This is a genomic window from Fibrobacter sp. UWT2 (genome assembly GCF_900142545.1).
In the GTDB taxonomy this organism is placed as follows: domain Bacteria; phylum Fibrobacterota; class Fibrobacteria; order Fibrobacterales; family Fibrobacteraceae; genus Fibrobacter.
Map to the genome: position 1 here is coordinate 38,759 of NZ_FRBF01000014.1, position 22,869 is coordinate 61,627.

19 protein-coding genes are annotated in these 22,869 nt (G+C 46.0%); 5 read left to right on the plus strand and 14 right to left on the minus strand.

What is annotated here, in order from left to right; genetic code table 11:
- Nucleotides 1-10: 10 nt before the first annotated feature.
- On the minus strand, nucleotides 11-643 hold the full coding sequence (gene tmk, locus BUA40_RS10320) for a dTMP kinase (RefSeq protein WP_072800596.1): 633 nt from the start codon (nucleotides 641-643) through the stop codon (nucleotides 11-13).
- 97 nt (nucleotides 644-740) lie between these two features.
- On the opposite strand from tmk, the gene BUA40_RS10325 reads away from it, so the two are divergent.
- Nucleotides 741-1,757: a hypothetical protein gene (locus BUA40_RS10325; protein ID WP_255369284.1), complete on the plus strand. Its 1,017-nt coding sequence runs from the start codon at nucleotides 741-743 to the stop codon at nucleotides 1,755-1,757.
- A 114-nt stretch (nucleotides 1,758-1,871) separates the two neighbouring features.
- On the opposite strand, the gene secA is transcribed toward BUA40_RS10325, so the two are convergent.
- On the minus strand, nucleotides 1,872-4,853 hold the full coding sequence (gene secA, locus BUA40_RS10330; RefSeq protein ID WP_072800600.1) for a preprotein translocase subunit SecA: 2,982 nt from the start codon (nucleotides 4,851-4,853) through the stop codon (nucleotides 1,872-1,874).
- A 125-nt stretch (nucleotides 4,854-4,978) separates the two neighbouring features.
- Nucleotides 4,979-5,533: a low molecular weight protein-tyrosine-phosphatase gene (locus BUA40_RS10335; RefSeq protein ID WP_072800601.1), complete on the minus strand. Its 555-nt coding sequence runs from the start codon at nucleotides 5,531-5,533 to the stop codon at nucleotides 4,979-4,981.
- A 27-nt stretch (nucleotides 5,534-5,560) separates the two neighbouring features.
- On the opposite strand from BUA40_RS10335, the gene BUA40_RS10340 reads away from it, so the two are divergent.
- Nucleotides 5,561-6,070 carry a DNA-deoxyinosine glycosylase gene (locus BUA40_RS10340; RefSeq protein ID WP_178299610.1) on the plus strand — a complete coding sequence of 170 codons (510 nt, stop codon included), beginning with the start codon at nucleotides 5,561-5,563 and terminating at the stop codon, nucleotides 6,068-6,070.
- 20 nt (nucleotides 6,071-6,090) lie between these two features.
- Here BUA40_RS10340 and BUA40_RS10345 read toward each other — a convergent pair whose 3' ends face one another.
- Nucleotides 6,091-6,312 (minus strand): hypothetical protein, encoded by a 222-nt coding sequence (locus tag BUA40_RS10345; RefSeq protein ID WP_072800604.1) that lies wholly within the window; start codon nucleotides 6,310-6,312, stop codon nucleotides 6,091-6,093.
- Between the two features lie 49 nt (nucleotides 6,313-6,361).
- On the opposite strand from BUA40_RS10345, the gene BUA40_RS10350 reads away from it, so the two are divergent.
- Nucleotides 6,362-7,402: a polysaccharide lyase gene (locus tag BUA40_RS10350; RefSeq protein ID WP_255369285.1), complete on the plus strand. Its 1,041-nt coding sequence runs from the start codon at nucleotides 6,362-6,364 to the stop codon at nucleotides 7,400-7,402.
- 3 nt (nucleotides 7,403-7,405) lie between these two features.
- Here BUA40_RS10350 and BUA40_RS10355 read toward each other — a convergent pair whose 3' ends face one another.
- Nucleotides 7,406-7,969 carry a hypothetical protein gene (locus tag BUA40_RS10355; RefSeq protein ID WP_083585366.1) on the minus strand — a complete coding sequence of 188 codons (564 nt, stop codon included), beginning with the start codon at nucleotides 7,967-7,969 and terminating at the stop codon, nucleotides 7,406-7,408.
- The gene (locus BUA40_RS10360; protein ID WP_072800606.1) at nucleotides 7,966-9,507 is read right to left on the minus strand and encodes an RNA-binding domain-containing protein; all 1,542 of its coding nucleotides are present in this window, start codon (nucleotides 9,505-9,507) and stop codon (nucleotides 7,966-7,968) included. The genes BUA40_RS10355 and BUA40_RS10360 overlap by 4 nt, the downstream gene beginning before the upstream one ends.
- Before the next feature lie 572 nt (nucleotides 9,508-10,079).
- Between BUA40_RS10360 and BUA40_RS10365 the strand changes: the two genes are divergently transcribed.
- Both BUA40_RS10365 and BUA40_RS10370 read left to right on the plus strand, forming a co-directional pair.
- On the plus strand, nucleotides 10,080-10,877 hold the full coding sequence (locus tag BUA40_RS10365; protein ID WP_072800608.1) for a hypothetical protein: 798 nt from the start codon (nucleotides 10,080-10,082) through the stop codon (nucleotides 10,875-10,877).
- A gap of 44 nt (nucleotides 10,878-10,921) precedes the next feature.
- Nucleotides 10,922-11,107 (plus strand): hypothetical protein, encoded by a 186-nt coding sequence (locus BUA40_RS10370; protein WP_072800610.1) that lies wholly within the window; start codon nucleotides 10,922-10,924, stop codon nucleotides 11,105-11,107.
- A 1-nt stretch (nucleotide 11,108) separates the two neighbouring features.
- On the opposite strand, the gene BUA40_RS10375 is transcribed toward BUA40_RS10370, so the two are convergent.
- From BUA40_RS10375 to BUA40_RS10410, 8 genes are all read right to left on the minus strand, one after another.
- Nucleotides 11,109-11,735, minus strand: a complete 627-nt coding sequence (locus tag BUA40_RS10375) for a hypothetical protein (RefSeq protein ID WP_072800612.1) — start codon at nucleotides 11,733-11,735, stop codon at nucleotides 11,109-11,111.
- Between the two features lie 13 nt (nucleotides 11,736-11,748).
- On the minus strand, nucleotides 11,749-13,647 hold the full coding sequence (locus BUA40_RS10380; RefSeq protein WP_072800613.1) for a DUF262 domain-containing protein: 1,899 nt from the start codon (nucleotides 13,645-13,647) through the stop codon (nucleotides 11,749-11,751).
- Nucleotides 13,640-14,908, minus strand: a complete 1,269-nt coding sequence (locus BUA40_RS10385; protein WP_072800615.1) for a DUF262 domain-containing protein — start codon at nucleotides 14,906-14,908, stop codon at nucleotides 13,640-13,642. Before BUA40_RS10385 ends, BUA40_RS10380 begins: the two co-directional genes overlap by 8 nt.
- A gap of 2 nt (nucleotides 14,909-14,910) precedes the next feature.
- Nucleotides 14,911-15,660, minus strand: a complete 750-nt coding sequence (locus BUA40_RS10390; protein ID WP_072800617.1) for a GIY-YIG nuclease family protein — start codon at nucleotides 15,658-15,660, stop codon at nucleotides 14,911-14,913.
- A gap of 19 nt (nucleotides 15,661-15,679) precedes the next feature.
- Nucleotides 15,680-18,946, minus strand: a complete 3,267-nt coding sequence (locus BUA40_RS10395) for a type I restriction endonuclease subunit R (protein WP_072800619.1) — start codon at nucleotides 18,944-18,946, stop codon at nucleotides 15,680-15,682.
- Between the two features lie 86 nt (nucleotides 18,947-19,032).
- Complete coding sequence (locus BUA40_RS10400; RefSeq protein ID WP_072800620.1) at nucleotides 19,033-20,355, minus strand: RNA-binding domain-containing protein; 1,323 nt, start codon at nucleotides 20,353-20,355, stop codon at nucleotides 19,033-19,035.
- A gap of 578 nt (nucleotides 20,356-20,933) precedes the next feature.
- Nucleotides 20,934-21,269, minus strand: a complete 336-nt coding sequence (locus BUA40_RS10405) for a hypothetical protein (protein WP_072800622.1) — start codon at nucleotides 21,267-21,269, stop codon at nucleotides 20,934-20,936.
- A 133-nt stretch (nucleotides 21,270-21,402) separates the two neighbouring features.
- Entirely contained in the window at nucleotides 21,403-22,866 is a 1,464-nt protein-coding gene (locus tag BUA40_RS10410) for a phospholipase D family protein (RefSeq protein WP_143149773.1), read from the minus strand.
- Nucleotides 22,867-22,869 lie beyond the last annotated feature (3 nt).

Sequence of the window (22,869 nt, forward strand, 5' to 3'; positions counted from 1 at the left end):
CCCTTGCAAGTTACTGCAATCTTGCCTTTACCAACTTGTACAAATCCGCGAAAACTTCTTCGGGAGTGCGGTCTGCATCGATAGCTGCAACGCAGTCGCTGTAGTCGCGGGCCGCGGCAAGATACCCCTTGCGCACCCTCTCGAAAAAATCAGCTTTTTCACTCTCCAGTCGATCGGGTGCCTCGCCCCGCTTCGCGGTGCGCGCGCGTCCCCGCTGCACGTCAATGTCAAGCACCACGGTCAGCTCCGGAAAACATCCGTCGCAAGTGATTTCCGTCAGGCGCTGCACAAGGTCTGCACCCAAGCCGCGGGCATAACCCTGGTAAGCAAAAGTGCTCCATGCGAATCTGTCGGCAATCACGATTTTACCTGCATCGAGCACGGGCTGGATAATTTCAGCAATCACCTGGGCGCGTGCAGCATTGTACAACAAGAGTTCCGTCTTGTCGCTCATAATTCCCTTGAAGCTTGTATCCAAAAGAATTTCGCGCACACGTTCCGAAATCTTTGCACCGCCCGGTTCGCGCAGCTTTACTACGGAATACCCTTCTTTCGTAAGGGCATCGATCAGCATATCGATTTGGGTCGTTTTACCCGAACCGTCGATACCTTCTAAACTAAAAAAATGTTTTGCCGTTTTCATAGTAGTTTTTCTTGTACTTCAAAAAGTTAGAAAAAATTTATACTATTCCAAGAAAATGCTATCTTTACTTCGCTTTTTGCAACTTACGGAGTTTTTTATGCCATCAGAAAATGCGATTATAGAACGTGCCGAAATGTATTTGCGTAAGCTTTCTTGCGGAATCAACCCGCTGACAGACGAAATTCTGCCCGAAGGCGACTCCTGCAAGCAGGAACGAATCAGCAAGTGCCTCGCCTATGTCGCCTCCCTGTTGCAGCAGCAATTGAACCACGACCATGTGGCCCCGATTCCGACCGAGCAGCCCCGCGCCGCAAAACGCGCCGCGAAGCCCGCCATGCAAGATTTGGCCATCGACGCCGAAACCCTGAAGGGCTACCGCTTCTTCGATTACCCGGTTTCGATTTCCCGCGTGGTGCGCAATGTGAACGAACTTTTGCCCAAGAACATGAACCACCTGCTTTATGCCGACGTGGCAAACTTCTTGGTGCAAGAAGGCATTCTCGAGAGGCAGAACACCGAAAGCGGAACCGACGCCAACCTGCCCACCGCCAAGGGTGAATCTTACGGATTCGAAAAGGGCGAATCGGACCTGCGCGGCCACCACAATATTTATACGCAGTGCTGGCAACAGGCGCAGCAGTTCATTTTGGACAACATTCAAAAGTGCGTCGACATTGCAAACGAACGCTTTGCCAAGCGCAAGGCCAACCAGGCTCAAGATTTTCAAGACGACCAGGAATACGCTCCGAAGCGCGTGCAAAGGGAAAAATTCCACCTGACCGCCGAGCAGCTGGCCGACTACCCCGCCGAAGACACACCCGTGCCCGTGAGCGAAATCGCACGCCGCCTGAACACCCTTGTTGGCGAGAACATGGAACGCATCTACTACAAAGTCATTCGCGACTGGTACGTGGAACAGGGCTACCTTGAATTCAAGACATCACCCGAAGGCCGCAGCGCATTCCTGCCCACCGAAAAAGGCGCCATGAGCGGACTCTTCGTGGAATCCCGCACCGGCAAAGACGGCGAACTCTACGACGTAGTGATGTACGATGCCAAGGCCCAGAAGCTTTACCTGGACACCTTGGCTCAAAGCGCCGCCCCGCAAGCATAACAATATGTCATGCCCGTCACCGAACGAGCATCTCCTTTTTAAATAAAAAACGCCCGGAACCTTTTAGATTCAGGGCGTTAATTTATTTTAAACGCAGTCGCTTTTTAATTACGATTACTCCAAGTCCTTGCCGTGGCACTTCTTGTACTTGAGGCCGGAACCGCACCAGCACGGGTCATTGCGGCCGAGCTTCGGAGCCTGCTGCTGGGCGCGGCGGCGTGCAGCGGCGAGCATGGCGGGGTTCACCTGGCGAGTACCCGGAAGCGCAGACTGCGGCATCGGTTTTGCTTCCTGCTGTTCTTCAGAAATCGCATTCGTTTCAGAAGTAGCAGCCTGGCCAGCGAGACCGGCAGGCTTTGCACCTTCGGCGCTCATCTGTTCGGCAGGTTCAGCGGCGCTTTCTTCAGCCGGAGCTTCTGCATTTTCGGCAGGAGCATTGTTAGCGGCGTTCTGAGCGGCAGCGGCCTGAGCTTCTTCGAGAGCCTTCTTTTCGGCTTCGATCTGTTCCTTGCTCTTAAGCTGCAACTGATCCGGAGAAACAGTCACGCCGTTCGGGAGCGTAATGCGAATGTTCAAGATGCGGAGAGCCGTAAGGGTTGCAATCTTTTCCATGCAGCCTTCGAACAGCTTGTAACCTTCGTTCTTGTAAACCATCAGCGGATCCTTCTGGGCGTATCCGTGGAAGCGGATAGAATCCTTCAGCTGGTCCATGGCGTACAAGTGTTCCTTCCACACCTGGTCAATGGTCATCAACAAGAAGCGGCGTTCAATCTGGCGGAAGTCGGCTTCCGGAATAATCTTCGTGAGCTTGTCGTAGCGGGCCTTGCACATGTCGATGATTTCATCGAGCACCTGTTCCGGCGTCTTGCTCATGGCATCTTCGAGCGTGAGGCTGTATTCCATGCCCAAGCTACGCTGCAAGTCAATGTGCAGGCCTTCCAGGTTCCAGGCTTCGGCATAAGTCTTGGCCGGAATGTATTGAGACACCTTAATGTCGCAGGCATCTTCAATACGGTTCATGATTTCTTCGCTGATGTCTTCGCCGTTCAGAATGCGGCGGCGCAGGCCGTAAATCACCTTACGCTGTTCATTCATCACGTTATCGTAGTCGAGCAAGTGCTTACGAATGTCGAAGCTCTGGCCTTCCACGCGGCGCTGGGCACCACGAATCGAGCGGCTTACGATCGGGTGGGTAATCACTTCGTCTTCACCCACGCCAAAGCGGCTCATCAAGTTCTTCACGCTGTCGCCACCGAAGATACGCATCAGGTTATCGTCGAGGCTAAGGAAGTACTGGCTGGAACCCGGGTCGCCCTGACGGCCGGAACGACCACGCAGCTGGTTGTCGATACGGCGAGATTCATGACGTTCGGTACCGAGCACATGCAAACCGCCGAGTTCGGTAACACCGGGGCCAAGGGCAATGTCGGTACCACGACCGGCCATGTTCGTTGCAATCGTCACCTTGTCCTTATGACCGGCGTACTGAATGATTTCAGCTTCGCGGCCATGGTTCTTGGCGTTCAACACTTCGTGCGGAATGCCTTCCTTTTCCAAAAGGCCGTGCAGCTTTTCGGACTTTTCGATAGAAGCCGTACCCACGAGGAGCGGCTGGCCCTTGGAATGGCGTTCCTTGATTTCGGCCACAATGGCGCGCCACTTGGCATCTTCAGACTTGTAGACCAGGTCCTGAAGGTCCTTACGGATGCAGGGCTTATTGGTCGGAATCACCCAAGTGTTCATGTTGTAAATCTTGATGAATTCCGTAGCTTCGGTTTCGGCGGTACCCGTCATACCCGAAAGCTTCTTATACATGCGGAAGTAGTTCTGGAACGTAATCGTTGCAAGCGTCTGGTTTTCGCGACGGATCTGCACGTTTTCCTTGGCTTCGATTGCCTGGTGCATACCGTTGCTATAGCGGCGGCCTTCCATGAGGCGGCCCGTGTTTTCGTCAACGATGATGATTTCGGTATCGCGAACGATGTAGTCCACGTCCTTTTCATAAAGGTACCAGGCCTTCAGAGCGTTATCCAAGAAGTGCACCCAGTCGGCATGTTCGCCGTACAGGTTCGTGATGTGCATGAGTTCCTGAATGTGGTTCACACCCTTTTCGGTCAGCTGGATGTTCTTGTCCTTTTCGTCGACCGAGAAGTCCTTGTTCTTAATAAGCTGCTTGGCGATTTCGTTTGCCTTGGCGTACTTTTCAGTAGCGTCTTCGGCCGGGCCACTAATAATAAGCGGCGTACGAGCTTCGTCAATCAAAATGGAGTCGACTTCGTCAACAATACAGAAGTTCAGTTCACGCTGCACCAGCTGGTTGGGTTCCACAGCCATGTTGTCGCGCAGGTAGTCAAAGCCGAATTCGTTGTTGGTACCGTAGGTCACGTCGCTGTTGTAGCTCACGCGGCGTTCTTCGGGAGAAAGGCCGTTCACAATCAGGCCCACCGTGAGTCCCAAGAACTTATAGACCATACCCATCTGCTTGGCGTCACGGCCAGCGAGGTAGTCGTTCACGGTCACCACATGCACACCGTGGCCAGAAAGACCGTTCAAGTAAACCGGAAGAGCTGCGGCAAGCGTCTTACCTTCACCCGTCGCCATTTCGGCGATAGCGCCTTCATGCAGCACCAAGCCACCGATCATCTGCACGTCGAAAGGCATCATACGGAACGGCTTCACCGATTCGGGGTAAAGTTCGCGGACCTTGGCGTACACAGAAGCGGGCAGGTAGACTTCCCATTCGTTCTTGCCGGCGGCAAGTTCAGCCTTCGCGGCATTCACCGATTCCTGGAGTTCCGGGCCCAGGCGGCTAAAGTCAAAGTTGTTTTCCGGCTTGAAGATATTGAAGATACCCAGGCGGCGGTCGCAAGCTTCTTGGCAAACGGCAAAGGCTTCGACCTTGATATCCTCAAGGGTAGCACCGTTCTTGAGCTTTTCGCGGAATTCCGCACTCTTTGCGGCAAGGGCGGCGTCATCCAGAGCTTCAAGGGCTTCGCGGGCCTTGTGGATTTGGGCAATCACCGGGCGCAGCTGCTTGACCTTACGTTCGTGAGGGGTACCAAAGATCTTGTGAAGAACGGTATCGACTATACTCATCTTTTTCCTTTTTACGGCCGAGGGCGCTGCCCGCGGACACTGATTAAAAATTTACGGGGAGAATTTAGCAAATTGCATGCCAATTCAAAATCGTTTAGTCTTGAAACAGGGGCCTATTGCCGAGTCTATCGCAGAATCTGGGCCAGCATCGCCTTGCAACCCTCGTTTACATCGTCCCAAGTTGCCACAAAATCGCCTGTATACCAGGGGTCAGCCACGTCGCGACTCTTGCCCACCCAATCCATCAAGAGTGAGACCTTGCGATTATTTTTGGCATCTCTACTTGAAACGCCCGCGCCACCTGTTTCACGAGCGTACACATCGGCCGGCAAAATCCAGCGCAAGTTGCGCAAATTGTTACGGTCCATGAGCACAATGTAGTCGTAATACTCGTAGTCGCGAACCGTCATCTGGCGTGCCGTCTTTCCACTGCAATCGATCCCGTGCGTGGCAAGCATACGGCGAGCAGGCGGGTAAACAGGATTCCCGATTTCTTCGGTGCTCGTCGCGGCACTTGCGATTTCGAATTCTATATCTTTCAACTGGGACTGCGCCGCCCCCTGTTGTAATTCAGCGGGCAATGTGGCGGGCAAATCCCGTACCAACTTTTTCATCACAAATTCAGCCATCGGGCTTCGGCAAATGTTCCCGTGGCACACAAACAGAATCTTGATTTTCATAAGGCGAAAAATAGTATTTTTGTGTTCATGAAAAAGCTCGCAAGCAAAGCCATTCGAACCCGCGTCACCCACGAATTCCCGGCCCTATACGACCGCGAATCCCGCGTGCTGCTGCTCGGCTCCATACCCTCGCCCAAGTCGCGCGAGATGGCATTTTACTACGGGCACCCGCAAAATAGGTTCTGGAAGGTGATGGCAACCGTTCTCGGCGAAAGCGTGCCCGAAACCATCGCACAAAAGAAGGCCATGCTCAAAAAGCATCACGTGGCCCTGTGGGATGTTCTGGACAGCTGCACCATCGTAGGCGCAAGCGACACCAGCATCGAAGACCCCGTTGTGAACAACATAAAAGAGCTCGTAAAAAAGTCCAAAGTCACACGTATCTTCTGCACCGGCGCCACCGCCCACAAACTGTACCAGAAACTCTGTGCCCAAGACGTCAGAATAGATGCGGTCAAGCTCCCCTCTACCTCGCCCGCCAACTGCGCCGTATCACTCGAAAAATTGGTCGAGGCGTACAAGGTGATTCTAGAATAAATCCCGCCGCCTAAAAACCGCTACCGGTTCCAGCCGTTATGCCCCTCGCCGTAATACAGCGCGGCATCTTCAGGCCCGAAATCATCCACCTCGGAATCACGCGGCGAAAGCCACCCACGCATCTTGCGGATGCGAGCCTTGCGCTCTTCGGCAGCCTTGTCAGCGGTTGCACGGTTCGCAACAGGGGCTGCGGCAAGATTCGTGCCACTTTCATTGTGTTTTTCGTCAAGTGAATCGGCCATACGTTAAAAAGATAGTTTAATACCAGCCAAAAAAGATTATTTTAAAGGTATGAGTATGAAAATCCACCACATCCTCGCCGTAGCGTTCTCCGCGGCTTCGCTTACTCAAGTGCCTGCCTTCGCGCAAACGGCCTCCGACACCGTCTCGTTCGTGAACTTCGAGAACCGCGAAGTCGGCGTGTACGGCAATGCTGAGGCCAAAGAAGACTTCAAGCGCAACGATTACGATAAAAGCTGGTGGTACGCCATGGACAAGAACAATGGCGAAAACTCCAAGGTTGTGTACGACGGCGAGGAACACGGCAACGTACTGCAGCTCAAGTACCCCAAGGGCTGCGTAGGCCCGAACGACAACGACACGCCCGCCTGCGCCGCGCAAATCATCCAACCGCTCGTGAAAACCGCCGACACCATGTGGAGCGCCTACGACATATTCTTCGAAGACGGATTCGAGTTCCAGCTCGGCGGCAAGCTCCCCGGACTATGCGGCGGCAAGTGCTACACCGGCAACGCCATGCCCGAAACCGGCGACGGCTGGAGCGCGCGCATCATGTGGCGTAAAGACGGCAACGCCGTGCAGCTCATCTACTTCATGGGGCAAGAGTCCGTATACGGCGACGATTTCAAGTGGGACTTGAACGGCACCATCCCGCAAAAACAGTTCACCACCGGCACCTGGCACCGCATTGTAAACAAAGTAAGCATGAACACCATCGCCTCTCCCGGCAACGGCGACAAGAATGGCCGCGTGCAGACCTGGCTTGACGGAGAACTCGCGCTAGATGTGGATACCCTCAGGCTCCGCGACTACGACACCGTGAAAGTCGACAAGTTCTACCTCTCCACCTTCCACGGCGGAAGCAGCGCCGAATGGGCCCCCACCCACGACTGCTACATACGATTTGACAACTTTACGGTTTCGACGGATTCTATCGCGATCTCCAAGCCCGCGCCGAATGGTGGTGAAACCGACTACATCCGCGCGCGACCCCTATTCCGCGCGAACGCGATGCCGGCCAAGGTGTTCCGTGTCGATGGCACGACGGTCGGCACCCACAGGGCGAATTACGAAGTGAAGGTCGGGAGATAAAAGTCACCCTCTACATAATTTGCGCACATCAAAGACAAGCCCCTCACTAAACGGATCACCGCCATTTGCTGCGATGAATTTCGCATGAGGGATATCCGTCCTGTATGTCCACGGAATAGAATCGCCATCATCCGTGAACGCGTCTTTAGCATGCCATAAAGCAGAAATGTTATTCTTCTTTCCGGCGCCACGCTCCAATTTCCATTTTCCCTTTATACGTTTTAAGTGGAATTTTCCGCCTTCGAAACAATCACCTTCAGCAAAAATAGCACCTTCTAATTCAATCACATCGTCCGAATAACCCGTGACAACCACTAGCCCGTTTCGTTTCGCGCAAGCAGTTTCAACATCCGACAAGCCTTCGGAAAAATCGCGCATGCTAAGAATTTTGGCAAACTGTTCCGCAGAAAATGTTCGAGTTTTCATCCATAAAACATAATCCACGATTCGCTTGTCTTTCTTACCGAAGTAGCCCATTGTCTTTTCTGCAATAACATTTAAGTCATCGCAAACGCTGGATACACCTTCTAAAAAAAGATGTATCTCGTTGATTTTGTTGTTAATCATATTATTTCTCCTTGTTGATGGTTTTCTTCGATGATTTCCCAATATCCCTTTGTGTCACTACCTATTCGCTTGATGAATTTATCTCGCAAAAGCGCTATGTGATATTTCACGGTACGGGGAGAAACATCCATTTTTTCGCTCAGTTCTTCGATAGTGGCATACGGATTAGTCACAATCGCCAAATATGTTCTCTGGGCAATCTCAGGGCAATTTGGCGGCAAAATCAAGTCATTCTCAGGGCAATTTTCGCTATTTCTCTGGGCAATTTCAACGTTTTCTGGGCAATTATCACTTGTTCTCTGGGCAATCTCAGCCAATTTTAGCACTGTTATCGTTCTTTCAAGCGATATTTTTTGTGTATATTCGGGCTTAAGACCAAACTCTTTTTCCCACACAGAAAAAACTCCGGGGATTCCGCTCCCCGCCCGTTCACCGATATCGATCATAGAGAACATCTTAAGAATGGTGGCATTGCGTGGATCGGAAGTTCCACCGCTTATGGCTTCTTTTATGCTAAGCCTGAACATTCCCGGATTTTCAAAAACAAAGTAATCCTTGTATTTTTTGATAACAACGCCAGCGCGGCCATAATAATCCGCATTCGCAAGTGTATTCAAAAGAATTTCTCGAATAGCCTTGTGAACAGGGGTGTCATCAACCCTATAAATCCCCTCAAGTTTGAATGGTCTCTTTATGTCTTCAGACAATTTATTTACGGTCTTGAAGAAAAAATCAAATACATTACCGCTCCATTCTCCCGAGCTTGAAACAAAGCGGTCCGACCATCTTGTCGTTTCATCAAAATGCTCCTGATAATCCAGGAAATAAAGCGGGTACTCATACACGATTTCCGACTCGTACCCGAACATCAACAAGCCAGCTGCAGTCGGGTAAACCATTCCATCGTCTTGGTTTATTCTTGCGGCACCTATCTTTTTCAGGAATTCTATATCGGGAAGATAATTCCAAACATGACCATCGTGAGACAAACGAAACCTTTGCCTGTAGTGGGTGATAGTTTCTTTGCTAAGTGAATCTAGGTCAACTTCTTTTACGATTTTACAATCTTGGCTTATATGGCCGGCATCGCGGTAAAGAGAGCCTACTTCTTCCCTTGAACAAAGGTAATCGCCTTCGCCGTTTCGCCTAAACGTCCCTGTAAACATATCCGTTCCCTTGAAAACAGGGCGATATATTCGATCGGCTCTAGGAACAGTAATCCAGAAAACTTTCTTTCCGTTAATATCCTTTATTTCAACATTATTGTTACCTAGGATATTAATGTTTACGACATTTTTATTGTTCACATTATCCCAAAACAATTTTTCCATACGCTCAGGATTCTCTACGCCTTCTATGGTAAACGTGTGATCCCTATTTTCCTTTACACCGAGGAGAATCAGACCCCCATCGGTATTTGCAAACGAGGAATAGGTTTCCCAAAGACTTTTGGGGAAACCGCCCTTGGCAAGCTTAGCTTCGAAGCGATTGCCTTCTCTGAACGAGTCGATATTGAAGTCTTTTAATAAATCTCCCATCGTATTCTCCATTGCGAGATTACACGGCAAACGCGCAAACACGCCGAAAGAACGGCGCACCTTGCACAGTTATGTTTTTATTATGGGGATGATCTTGTAATCCTGTTGGCGGGGGCTTTCCCCGGCTAAATTCTAACCCAACAGGACCATCAAGAAGGTTGATGGGCCCCGCCGCGAATGCACGTACGGACCGAATGGTCTATGTCGACTGTCGCGGGGATTATCGAATTACATTTGTAATATAAATAAACTGGTTGGCGCTGTCAAGGTGGGGAGATAGGCTTTCAACAGCTTCTTTCAGGACTGAATTTAATACCAAATATAGTCTTTCTTAGTCAAGAAGGGCAAGCTATTTTCAAAAAAGGGGGAAGCCTCCCCCTGTCTGCAGCCCCGCTTCACCGGGTCTTCCGCCATCCCCTCGCCTAAGGGCGATGCCCTTAAGAACCCTGGAATTAAACAAAATGCGGACGAAAATTTCGATCGCAAAATTAATGTCGGAATAAATTTTCCTCCCTATATGTCATTATTTGTCGCAGTTGGAGATTATATTTCATATAGATAAGGAGGTCATCATGGGCATAAAAGTCATCCACGTGGACAGAGAAAACTTCAAGACGATCTACAAACTGCAAGTTTATGAAATCGTCGGCCTTTCAACGCCCAAGTACCGCCTCGACGAAGACGGGCGCCCCAAAGATTATCGCAACAAGCCCGGATTCTGCATATTCGGGACAGACGCCGGCTACTTCGAGACGCTCGCCGAAGCCGAGAAGCACATCAAGCGGATTGCCGCCCAAGGCGACTGGGACCTCTACGGCTTTGTCGTCAGCGAACGGCCGCTCGGCCACATTATCTCGGGCATGAGGGACATATCCACCAGGCGCTACCTGAAAGACGGCACCCTCTGGCAAGTAAGCAGCACCTCGGGCGTATGCCGTTGCGACGGGAAGAACATGGAACTGGGCGACACCGGCTTTTACGGCAGAGATCCCGAAACCATCCGCTTCAAGGAAGGCGACATCGTAGAAATCGCGAACGATGAATTCGTGGAACTCGCAATCGTCTGGCAAACGCCCGCCACCAAGGAGCAGATGAAACCCATCTGGAATGCACTCCGCGGACCAACCGGCGAAAAATTCCCGGACAACTACCCGGACATACTCGACGACCACTATGTCGTCGCCATCCTCAACCCCCTAGACGCAGACTTCTTCTGCATTAGAACCGACATACCCCCCACAGTCGACGTGCTGCCGCCCTCGCAGCCCGTATCCAAGACACTCGCCGCCAAACTCCGCAAGGCGCTACGGCAAACCAAAAAAGAGGAATGCCCCGAGAATTATGTCCCGAAAGTAGAGGACTTCATCTAACGCAATTGAGTATATTAGAATCCAGACGCCAAGGAGATCTCGCGATGACTCAAAAACTCTGGAACAAATGCAAGAAGTGCGGCTGCGACAAGCCCGAAGACACCGAAAAACTTTGCGAGCAATGCAAGGCAAAGCGGAACCAATTCTGGAGCGACCTCAAGAAAGTCGGCGGCGTAGCCGCTGGCGCCCTACTGGTGGTAATCGCTGGCGGGAAGATGAGGAAGAAATAATTTAAAACTGATTGCTCGTGAGATGGAATCCGCACCCTTTGGGGCATGGGTAAACGCGTAGCGGAATTCCTATTTCTTTAGAACGATATTCCGCGACAATTTGCGCTTCACCCTCCGTTGAATAAAGCATCTTCCTTTTTCCATCTTTTCCGCAACAAGTGCATTCTTCATTTGCAGGAATCGAACCGTCCACATCCTTCGCCAACTTCGTTATTTTTCGCTTCAATTCCTTTGATTTAGATGCTTTAATCTTTTGAGACTTTTGTTCCGAAACCCATTGATTCACCTTCTTCGAAACATACTCGGCATCGGCACGCTTTTGTCGCTCTTTTGCAATAAAAGCCTTGATCTTATTTGAAGCCTGCTCATAGAACTCGTCAAAAACTTTTCTCTGCTGTTTTAATTGCTTGTAGTAAGACGACCTTTTAAATTCACTGATATCACTTACTTCTACAAGTAACTTGCTTTTATCGTCAATCCATTTTTGAAGGGCATCCTTCGTTTTGCTCGCATTAATATAATCTGACAGAGCCCAAGAAACACGCTGCAACAAATCGTTACATAAACGATTACGTTCAGCGGCAAGGGCCTTGCGGCGTTCAAAGAATTTGCGAATGAAGGAGAACATGCCGGTTTACTTTTTAGGTAGTGTAACGAAAATTGTACGATTTTTTCAACACATCAATCATTTCTTTTTGATGCTTTTGTATCTCGTCAACATTCCATTTTTCAATTTGATAGATTTTAAGCATCTTTAAACTTTCTACGGAACCTGCCATTGAACCTGAAACAAATGCCTTAACGTGTCCCTGCTTTTCTTCATACGGCTTATTTAGCAATAACGAATTCTGACCGGACGAAATCATGGCTAAGTTACCAAAGCAATGAAGGAACCTTCCATTTTCTGAATTCCATTTCATTGCACTACCTCCTATTGGATTCTGTGGGGCAATGTGTTCTATTGACCGATTTCGCCTAAAAGCATAGTTTTCTGCCACAGTTCTATCTTCCAAAGCATTAAAATAAACTTCTCTATTTTCCCACAAATAATAATCCAAACGCCAAAACCAATATCTGTCAATATTTTGATATGACAAGGCATCTTCACTTGGGACTCCTTTATGCTCATCAATATCATTATCAATTTGTTTCAGTTTATTCAAAAAATCAACCGGACTAATAGGACGCTCAGAAGATTCAATATACTCCAATGCGGGACTTAGCCAGCGATAATACGTAACCGGGGTAGAAGACACAAAAAGCATTGATTGAAATTGAATTAATTTTTTCTTTGCGGATTTCAAGCCTTCATCTTTTGCAGCATCCTCATCATACACATAATCATCAAGTACATAGGGGAAACCATCTGCATTTTGACGAATGAAATAATAATCTAAGATCAATCTATAATAGACCAATTTTTGCAAAAAAACATCAACCTTAAATTTGTCTTTATATTTTTCAAAAGTATCTAACAAATTGCCAACTTTAAAGAATTCGGCAACCTGTATTTCATCTTTATCTTTCAAGACTTGATACAAAACAAGTAATAAGAACAACGGAAAAGAAAACAATCCTATTTCAGAGAAATTCAATTCTCTTGGTTTTGGCTGTTGTGTACGAGCTGCAATATCTCGAATATTTTTACAAGCCTTGCTGTCTAATTTTTGTTCATTTTCTATTGAATAAATATCATTTAGCAATCTTGTCTTTATGTTTCTATCCAAAAAATTATTTGGTATTTTTTTTGCACAGGACATCGCTTCAAAATATCGGTTACGAAAAGCTGCAGCTGCTTCCGTTTTTTTGCTTTCTTTTATCTTTCTGACAAGAGGAACATCCATATCTGCCACAATATTCCACAAACGAGAATAGAGTTCTTTATCAGAATCAATTGACTTCAGTAATTTTACTTTTAAAATTTCATAGTTTTCTAGAGCTCGCCCCGCGGAATTCATCGCTTCAAAATATTTATTCAAATCAGCCAAGGTATATCTCTGAGGAAGCGGCGTTATAAAGAAAGTCATATTCTCTTTTATGTATTTATCAAAAGCCAGCCTGTCTTCACATTTCAGATCAGAAAAAAATTTTTCAATGCACTTAATGCCATGGCACATTTTAGCATTTATATAACCATCCTTTGGAGCAGCACCTTTTTTGCATAAAAATTTTACATATTCTTCATCAGGTTCTCGAGCAAAAAAAGTAAGTCTCAAGTTATTGTCTTCATGCGACCAATAGAAATTCTCCCATCCTTGGACAACGGAAATCAATGTCATTACAGTAAAACGTTGCTGTCCATCAACAAGATCTAAACGTTGTTTCTTTTCCCCCTGATATACCGTCAACATACCTATATAATATGGGCGATTAAAATCTTTTGCGACCTTTGCTTTTGAATAAGAATCGTACAAATCTGAGAGCAACTGTCTTATTTCATTTTCAGTCCACTCAAAAAGACGCTGATAAAGAGGTATTTCAAAAAGCCATTTGCCAATTGTAGCAGGGGTGTATTTTCCTTCTGATATGATTTCATTCATTTAAGTCCTCCTTAAAGGTCGAAGAAAAAACATTCCCTTTTACTTCATTTATTGAATGTTCAAGCTGTTTTGTGTAACGTTCCATAATGGGAGCTCTATCCTTTTCCAACAATTCCATTTTATTATAAATATCCCTTGCCGCAGCCAAGAAAAAAGTCGGCGAACTAGCCTGATCGATAAGCAACATAAGTTTTGAGTTTCTTGATGATTTACGGATTACAAGGGTATCAACACGTTCACTCTCATAACGATATTGCGACACAATTTTGGAGATACAGATAAACGCTTCTGCCATATAAGAGTCTCCAAACTTTAAATAATACGCAAATAAGAGAGCTTCCATCACATCCCTAAAAAATACATGTGTTTCGCCATCAATTTTATGAACACTCTTGTATGTATCCGTTTGATGAAATTCTCGACATTTATTTATAAAAAAATCTGTATAAGCAAAAAAATGAGTCCCGCCCTGTATTGGTTCATTAAAAACAAATTTTTCGCCAAATGGAGGAACCTCGGGGATTGTTAAAGCAGACTCAAATTCTTCCTTAACTTTCAAATTTTCATTATCATCCCAATCATTTTGATAGAGCCATTTACGCATGTGAAACAAATACTTTCCCATGGTAATATCTATTCTCTCATCACTAGTTTTATCAAGCAATATGGAATCCCAACGTTTTGCCATATGAATAGCCCATTTTTCATTGGGAATGAAATGAAGATGGTGAGACTTTAACAATTCATAACTTGTTAATTTCACGCCTTTTGAATTTTGGCTAGAGAAAAATGTGTACGCCAAATCAAGGGACTCATCTTCCAAAACTAGAACAGCGAATTTTAAATTTTTCCGGATTTTCGCAGCCTTTTCAATTTTTAAATCTGCAAAATTCTTTATCCTATTTATATAGCGAGCGACAAGATGTTTGTTATAAGCAATATATTCTTCTGCTTCTTCGGATTCTATTTTTTCATCAAGCAATGGCAATTTTTCAGTATCACCTAGCTCGTTAAGAATTAATGTTAACGTAACAAGTCGCTGTTGGCCATCAATAATGTTCAGCTTGCCTTCTTTATTTTGAAGGATGATGCTTCCCATATGATAATCGGCATTCACACTCCAAATATCATCCAGAAGTTTATAAACATTTTTTTCACGCCAGCAATAAGTTCTTTGGTAATCTGGGATGCAAAGAGGAAATTCTTCATTACCAAATAATTCGTCTAATGAGCACGTTTGCAGTTTTACTTCAGATGACATAGTTATTTCTTCTTCAATGCACAAATTTGCTTAACAATATTCTTTACAATCTCAATATCGGTATCTTCGTTGAACCGAAACGCGTATTGCGCAGAAGGCCATTGTCTATTAGATATGTCATATACAAGCCCAGACTCGTCTTTGATAGAGCCCAATTTAACACTCAAAACAACTTCAATCCAGCCACTTTTTGGCCAAAGACAAACGATATTGCAGTGTTTTCCTTCGCCCTTTTTAAATGCAACATACCTTTGCAAAGGTTTCGCCTTAATTGCATTATCAAGAGAAATAATCGCTTTACTTATTTTATTGTATAACTGAGCAATCTCTGTTTTTGGCGGAAACAAAGATTCAACAGAATATTCTTCATCGATGAGTTCAGGTTTATCAGGTTCATTTACACCATAAAACTTTAGTTTATCACTTCTGCCATGCATTTGGGCTATAGCAGAAAGCATATCATAGGCGTCCCAAGGGTCTATTTCAAAAAATTCCCTGTTTGAAGAAATCCTTAACCTGGGATTAAGCAACTGAATGAGATTATGAACTAACTTATCAGGATCTTTTGCGCCATTTATTCTTGGAATCTCGTAGGTGCAATACACCTTATAAGGAAGAGGAACAGATGTGCCGGAAAGGTCTTTGACTCGTTTGTCGACATCCTCAGCGTATCCAATCTTTATCCAGTTTGCCTTGTGGAAACTTTCATTGGTAAGGACATAAATAAAGCCCGTTTTTTCTTTCTGTTCCATATTTCCTCATCAATCTTATTTACAAATTCTTCTTAAAATTCTCAGCCTGTTCAAATATCTCCCCATAGACTTCGTCGCGTTCTACGGGCGGGTAGCCGAATTCATCGAGAAGGATTATCAGGTCCACTTTCAGTGCGGATTTAATGTCGTCGCGCTTGTCCCAATCGGGGTATGCGGCTTGTTCGTCAACGAGAATCTTGACGCGTTTTGAAAGAGCAATTAGTTTGTCTTCGGGATAGGTGAAGTGGTACTTGACGCAGAGCGATTTTAGAATGTCATAGAACGCGGTTTCTTCGAAGCTGAGGCCTTTTTCTTCGCCTTCGGTAAACGCCTTGCGGACTTGGACAATCATGTCGGTCAAGGTTTCGGCCATTTCTTCATAGACTTCGCTTTTCAAGATGTCTTGTTCGGTGCGGTCGTTGTATTGTTCCACGAGCTGTTGCATTTTCTGCGTGAAGTTGACGCCCTTGACTTTGTTCACCTTGCGGATTTGCCCGATGGCTTTTTGCAGGAGCATTTGCAGCAACTTGATTTTCGTGTTCGGCAGCTTGATGCGGTTGATGTGCTGCAGGTATTCGTCGTCAAAGATGTTCTGCTTTGCCTGGTCGGCATCGGCATCGCTCAACTGCAGAACGTCTTCCACGCCTTCGCTCTGGAGTGCCGAGGCAATCATCTCGCGGACGCGGGCGTTCATCTGCGCGGTATCGGGCGCATTGCCCTTGGTGAGTTTATGCAAAATGGAGCGAATTGCGAAGTAGAAATGCGCACGGTCGCGCTCGGCCTGCGTAATTCCCTCGTTGCCGACGCAAATGTCGTATGCGGCCTTCAGGCGTTTCGCGAGGCCCATAAAGCGGGCTTCCTTTTCCTTCGTGGTCTGCACGAATTCCTGCGCTTGCTTGAGGCATTCCAGTTTCTTCAGTTCCGCTCCGTCGCCTGTGCTATTGAAATACGTCGACGCATCGAACTTGTACATCAGTTTGTCAAGCAAATCCAGATGATTGCGGAATTCCGTAATCGCAGCGGTAATGTCTTCCACGTTCTGCTCGGAACCGGCTCCGTACTGCTTTAACGCCAGGTTCATCTTGCGCTTGATGCCGATGTAATCAACGACAATTCCCTTGTCCTTGCCCGCAAACGTCCTGTTCACGCGGGAAATCGTCTGAATCAGGGAATGCTGCTGTATCGGCTTGTCGATGTAAATGGCATCGAGGCACGGAACGTCAAAACCCGTGAGCCACATATCCACGACAATCGCAATCTTGAAGTTGGAGCGTTCCTGTTTGAAAAGACGGTCCAGTTCCTTGCGGGCGTCCTTGTCGCCGAGCAAGTCGTAAAGTTCCTTTTCGTCGTCCTTGCTGCGGGTCATGACCATCTTGATTTTTTCAACCGGCTTCAGTTCCCGCTTTTCCTTGTCGGTAAGTTCGGTCGCCTCGCCCGCAAATTCCGCATCGTTGCAGATTTTCGCCACGCCCCATTCCGGGCGCAGTTCCAAAATATTCTTATACAATGCATACGCAATCTTGCGATTATAACAAACGAACATCGACTTGCCGCGAACGGTCGATTTTTCCTGAACGCGGGCTTCGTAATGCGCCACGAAATCCTTCGCCACAGCCTTCAACCGGTCGGGGTCGCCGAGAATCACGCCCATCTGGGCCACATCCTGCTTGCTCTGGTCAATCTGGTATTCGTTGGCACCCGATTCTGCAGCTTCTTCGTAATACTTCTCAATCTCTTCGAGAACAGAATTGTTCAACACCACCTTGGCGGCACGACCCTCGTAAACGATGGGCACCGTAATGCCGTCCTTTACCGATTCCGTCATAGTGTAAATATCGACCTCGGGGCCGAACACATCGAGCGTCGCATCAATCGGCGTGCCCGTAAAGCCCACATAAGTCGCATTGGGCAAGGAATTGTGCAAGTAACGCGCAAAACCGAAACTCGTCTTGACGCTCTTATCGGTCACGGTAATTTTCTGGTCCAGGTTCGTCTGCGTGCGGTGCGCTTCGTCCGAAATGCAGACAACATTATCGCGGTCGGTCAGCAGTTCGATATCTTCGCTGAACTTCTGGATGGTCGTGAGGAACACACCGCCACTCTTGCGGCCCTGCAACTTTTCACGCAGGTCGGCACGGCTCTCCACGCTTTCAACACGCTCATCACCGATATACTTCTTGGACGCCGTAAACAATCCCGAAAGCTGATCATCCAAATCGGTGCGGTCGGTAATCAGCACAATCGTCGGCGTCTTGAAGTCCAACGACTTCATGAGCAACCGCGTCAAGAAGAGCATCGTAAAGCTCTTGCCGCAACCCGTCGCACCAAAATACGTGCCGCCCCTGCCGTCGCCATGCGGCTTGCGAGCCTTGCAAATGTTTTCGTACAAAGACCGCGCCGCGTAATATTGCGGATAACGGCACAGAACCTTCTGCTCTTTCTTGCTGCTGTCCGGGAAATACTGGAAGTTCTTGAAAATGTCCAACAGGCGTTTGCGATTGAACATTCCCTGAATCATGGAGTAAAGGCTCTCGATGCCCTCGGCCTCGATTCGCCTGTCGCCAAATTCCACGCGTCGCCACGCATAAAAATAATCGTACTTGGCAAAGAAACTGCCCGCCCTGTTGTTCACGCCATCGCTAATCACGCAGAAGGCGTTATAGACAAACAACTGCGGAATATCACGGCGGTAACGCACCGTCAACTGTTCGTAGGCGTTGAAAACCGTCGCCTCTTCGCGCACGGCACTCTTGAACTCGAACACCACAAGCGGGAGCCCGTTCACAAAAAGGATTGCGTCGGGAATACGCTTTTCGGAACCGACAATTTCAAACTGGTTTACTATCTTGACGATATTGCAGTCGGCGCAGTATTTCGCCGCCACATCGGCCGCCAGCGGCATCGCCTCTTCATCGGCATCGACACCGAAACCCGACTTTCTCTGTTCACCCAGCGGCCTAAAATCTGCAAGCTCAATGAGAATGTCCTTATCCTTCGGGTTCTCGCGTTTGAGCATAAAACCGTCCGAAAGCCAGAAACAGAACTTCTTGTTGCTCTCATAGAGCGCACTCGCCGAAAGCGAACGCAACTGCAAGACGATCGAGCGGATTTCGTTCTCGGTAATGCCCTCGGAATCGTAACGATGGTGCAAGTAGTCGCGCAGGTCCTGCTCAATCAAGACCTCGCCCTCGCCGCGGACAATCGCCTCGCCGGGCACGTACTTGCACCCCTCCTGAACCAAGAGGTCAATAAACACTTTCTCTAAGTCGGCTTCCTTGAACGCCATGCAGTAAAAATAAATTCATTATTTTTCTGCGCAATAGGCAAAATGTCGATTTTAGGGCGAATGGGGCAATAATTGGGCAATTTCGCTTATTTCAAGATTTGCCACCGTCCATTTTTTCGAGCTCCTACGCGGGCAATACACGATTTTTCCCGTAGAGCTTTCAAAGTCCTATTAATCGTCGGTTCGGAATAACCCGTTTCATGCATAAGTAAGGGAACTGTAATGGAAGGATTCCGCTTTATTTCTGCGTAAATCAGCGATTCCGTTTCCGTAAGTTTTATCCTATCGTTTATCCTATCATTTATCCTATCATTTATCCTATCACCCAACCGCCGCAATCCTTCAAAATAGAACGAAGTCCGCATGAAATGATCCGTAAACGAGAACGCCTTTTCATCATAGGAACGCAGAATACGCCGCATGCCGCTCCCGAGCTGTTCGACCATATCCAAGTCATGGAAAATACGCATAAGTTCGCGATTGCGCGGCATAGAACAGCAGTTGAAGAAATCTTCTTTTGAAAGGCCTTCCACCAACCCGCCGTAGTTTGTTATTTCCATCCTGTCAGAAAAAATCTCAAACAGGGGCGGGACCTCTTTCGTGTAATCATTGTGAACGACAGCGTTGATTACCGCCTCGCGCAAGGCAACCGGGTCGACCAGCGGCTTTTCGATACGTTCCATAGGTGTAATTTGAGCATGCGTAATGTTCGCCACCTGCAATCGCATGAGCACTGATTTTACAGCCTTAATAACGCTACAATAGCCGAATTCCTCATTTTCAATAAGGTCATATTTGTCCGTGCCTTTGTACCGCGCCACCTTTATGGATACTCCGTTTTCATCAGCAAGGAGATAAGCATTGTAATTGTATTTTCCGTCGGGAGTAAGCAACTCCAGCGTCTTGGCAAACTGACTGTTCAAGGGCTTTTTGCTCTCTTCGTAGTAGATTTTTAACTGACTAAATGTCAAGTCTTGCCGCGGAGCCGGAATCTTGGCAAGAGAAATCTTTGCGCGAGAAGCAAAAGTTTCTAGGATTATCTTTTCGCTCATTCCATGGACTGAACTTCCCACACGCACAAAGCAACCTTCGGGCGTCATACCCGCCTTTTTTAGATAATACGGTTTTTCCGGGCCACCCGAAATCGCCACATGAACGATATTTTTGTTGTCTTTTTCCTCCGTCACGACTTCAAAGAGTCCGATAGCATTCGGCTTGATATTGTTCAAGATCCTATCCGCTACTTGACGCTGCACATGGTCTATGTCCTTTACTCCATATACAGAGCCATCGTCATTGACTCCAATATAGATGTGTCCGCCTGTAGAATTCAGAAAAGCAATTACAGATCGCTCAAAAGTTTCGGACAGTTCTCGCTTGTATTCAACAAGATGATTTTCGCTGTTCATTGCGCCTCCATTGGGTAGTTGAGGCGTCCCTTTATTCCGGAAACCCAGAATAAAAAAAGACGCGGTTCTCCATTTGACAGAGAACCACGTGCAGCTTTAATGTACCTAATATCTAAAAGGCTGGCAAGGGACCTAAGGAAATTTTACAATCAGGAAAGGACAAAATATTGTTCTCTATTTATTAGAAAACCTCCTTACTAGGAGGTTTGTAGATATTACTTCCTATACTTACAACTAATTAAACCTTATCGCCAGAAAGCCTTTTATAGCTCCCCGCAAAAGTAAATCCGATATAACCTAAGTGAGCCTCCACAACAATTTCAAAAACACTCGCAGTCCCGTTTATACTACTAAAATTCGAGTTCAAATACGAAACTATTTCAGGTTCTGTCATATTGTCATCTGCATATAGATTGTATGCATGTGTTTTTCCAGTTTTGAGTGCTACATCCAAGTGCACGCATTTTCGTGATTGCGTCGAGTCCCCTGCACAAGGACAAGTTGTTTGATTAACACTGTAAGAAGATATATCCGTTCCGTGAGCCTGCATTTTAGATCTCCATTCTAATACAATTGAACTATATTTTTCGAGCTGTATATTGTTTAGACGTTCCATCAGGATATCTTACAAACAGATAATCCCTCTGCATATACTCTTCAATTTCAATATCAGCATTATCGTCACGTACTTTAGACAAGCCAGAGTATAAATCTCTTTGAATCAACGACAAATCGGGTTCTCTTTCATCACTGCAAACTCTATATTTTAAACAGTTATCTTCTGTTTCTATCGTTAAATGTATGACTTCAAAATCTTCTCTCTCTTTAACGATGCGCACATCAAAACTGATTATTTCGCAGGGATTAAAAATTAAACGACCCATTTTTTCTCCGTTGTTAAAACATTTTTGCATAAACTAAATTATTTTCAAAAAAACCGCAATAATTAGAATCATACTTTTTTGCTACAAATTAAAAAAGTTGTTTCAAATAAGCTTTTTTGAAATAACCATATCATTTGTTGTAATACATTTTATAAATCCGTAATCATTTCTTTGTATTATTCGCGGCAGGCAATTTGAATTCATGTTTAACAAGAATTTCCTTTATATCCTCTTCTGTAACACAGATATTTTTGCCTATTAAATCTTTTATTAATGTCGTTTTTTTCCCAACACGATGCAATAAATATTCTATGGAATTTAAGATAGATGATTCAAATTCTTCAGCAGCATCAACATCATCCCATAGATTGGGCATTGGATATCCATACAAATTTGAAGAAAGTTTACTCTTCAATTTTTTGCATGCTTCCTTTTCCAATTCACTGTACGTTGCATTATCATACGGAATGCAAAATTTTTTCCTCAGTTTTTTAAACCATTTTTGCCAAGAAGTTTGCAACCGATCAATTATCTTTTTATCAGAAGGGTTTAAGAACTTTTTATCAACGGGCTTCACTTTTTCAATTATCGCGTTTTTAAAAGCTTCAAATCCTTTTTCAATTTGAATAGTTTTATTTAGAGAGTTGATTGAATTGTCTAATTTCGCTTCCTTACTCTTTTTTGACTGTTCACATGACTTCATTATTGTTTCATAATATTCCCGCGGGACCCAAAAACCATAAGAGGATTCCAAAGAATAGCTTTTTATTTTTGATCGTTCCTGCTTTGTCAGACGCTGTTCAAGTTCTTCATTTTCGCCTAATATCTTTTTTATTGATATGGAATTTTCTTTTAAATCTTTCAAATAGATATTCAGTAAATCTGCATTTTCATCGTTATTATCATTTTTCTTTGAAAGCCTTTTCAAAAAATCTTTTGGAAAGTTTAATTGAAAAACAAAAGGATCAACTTCGTTTACTCTCTTGAAAAGGTAACCATCAAGCAATCTATTTCGCAATGTTCTGTACTTGCTATCAAATTTATGCGGAATTCGAATTGATACACGTTCCAAGTTCTGAATATATTGCAACATTGGAGCAATAATAGCTGGACGATACTCTCGCGTTTTCTTCCTTTTTCGGCGATGTCGCGGTCGTTCTATTTTGGGCTTATAATAATTTTCAACAAGTGCAATTTCCTCATTATCATCAAATGCTCGTTTAGTAAAATTAATCGAGCCAACAACAACTCTTATATTTGTAAGAGATTCGGAATAAATCATTTTTGAGTGGAATAAGCCATCACAAGAAACAAGATATATTCCGCTATTTTTCGAAAACGATTTTTCTATTCGGTGAGCTAAATCGTCTAAATCTTCTTTCACCAGACGATATTTACTCGCGCCCCTATCTAAATAAAGCTGCACTAATGTTTTTTTCGATGTTTTCTTGCCCAATATGTTTAGTAAATTTTCAATCCAATCTACATCTGTATAAGCCGAAACAATCAAGCACTTATTCAACTGATTATCGGCTAGAATTTTCTCTATGGACGGCATGTCAATTACGCCGCATCCATCCTCAACATGAATCTTTTTTGTAGATGCAAATTCTAATGTAGATGACATATT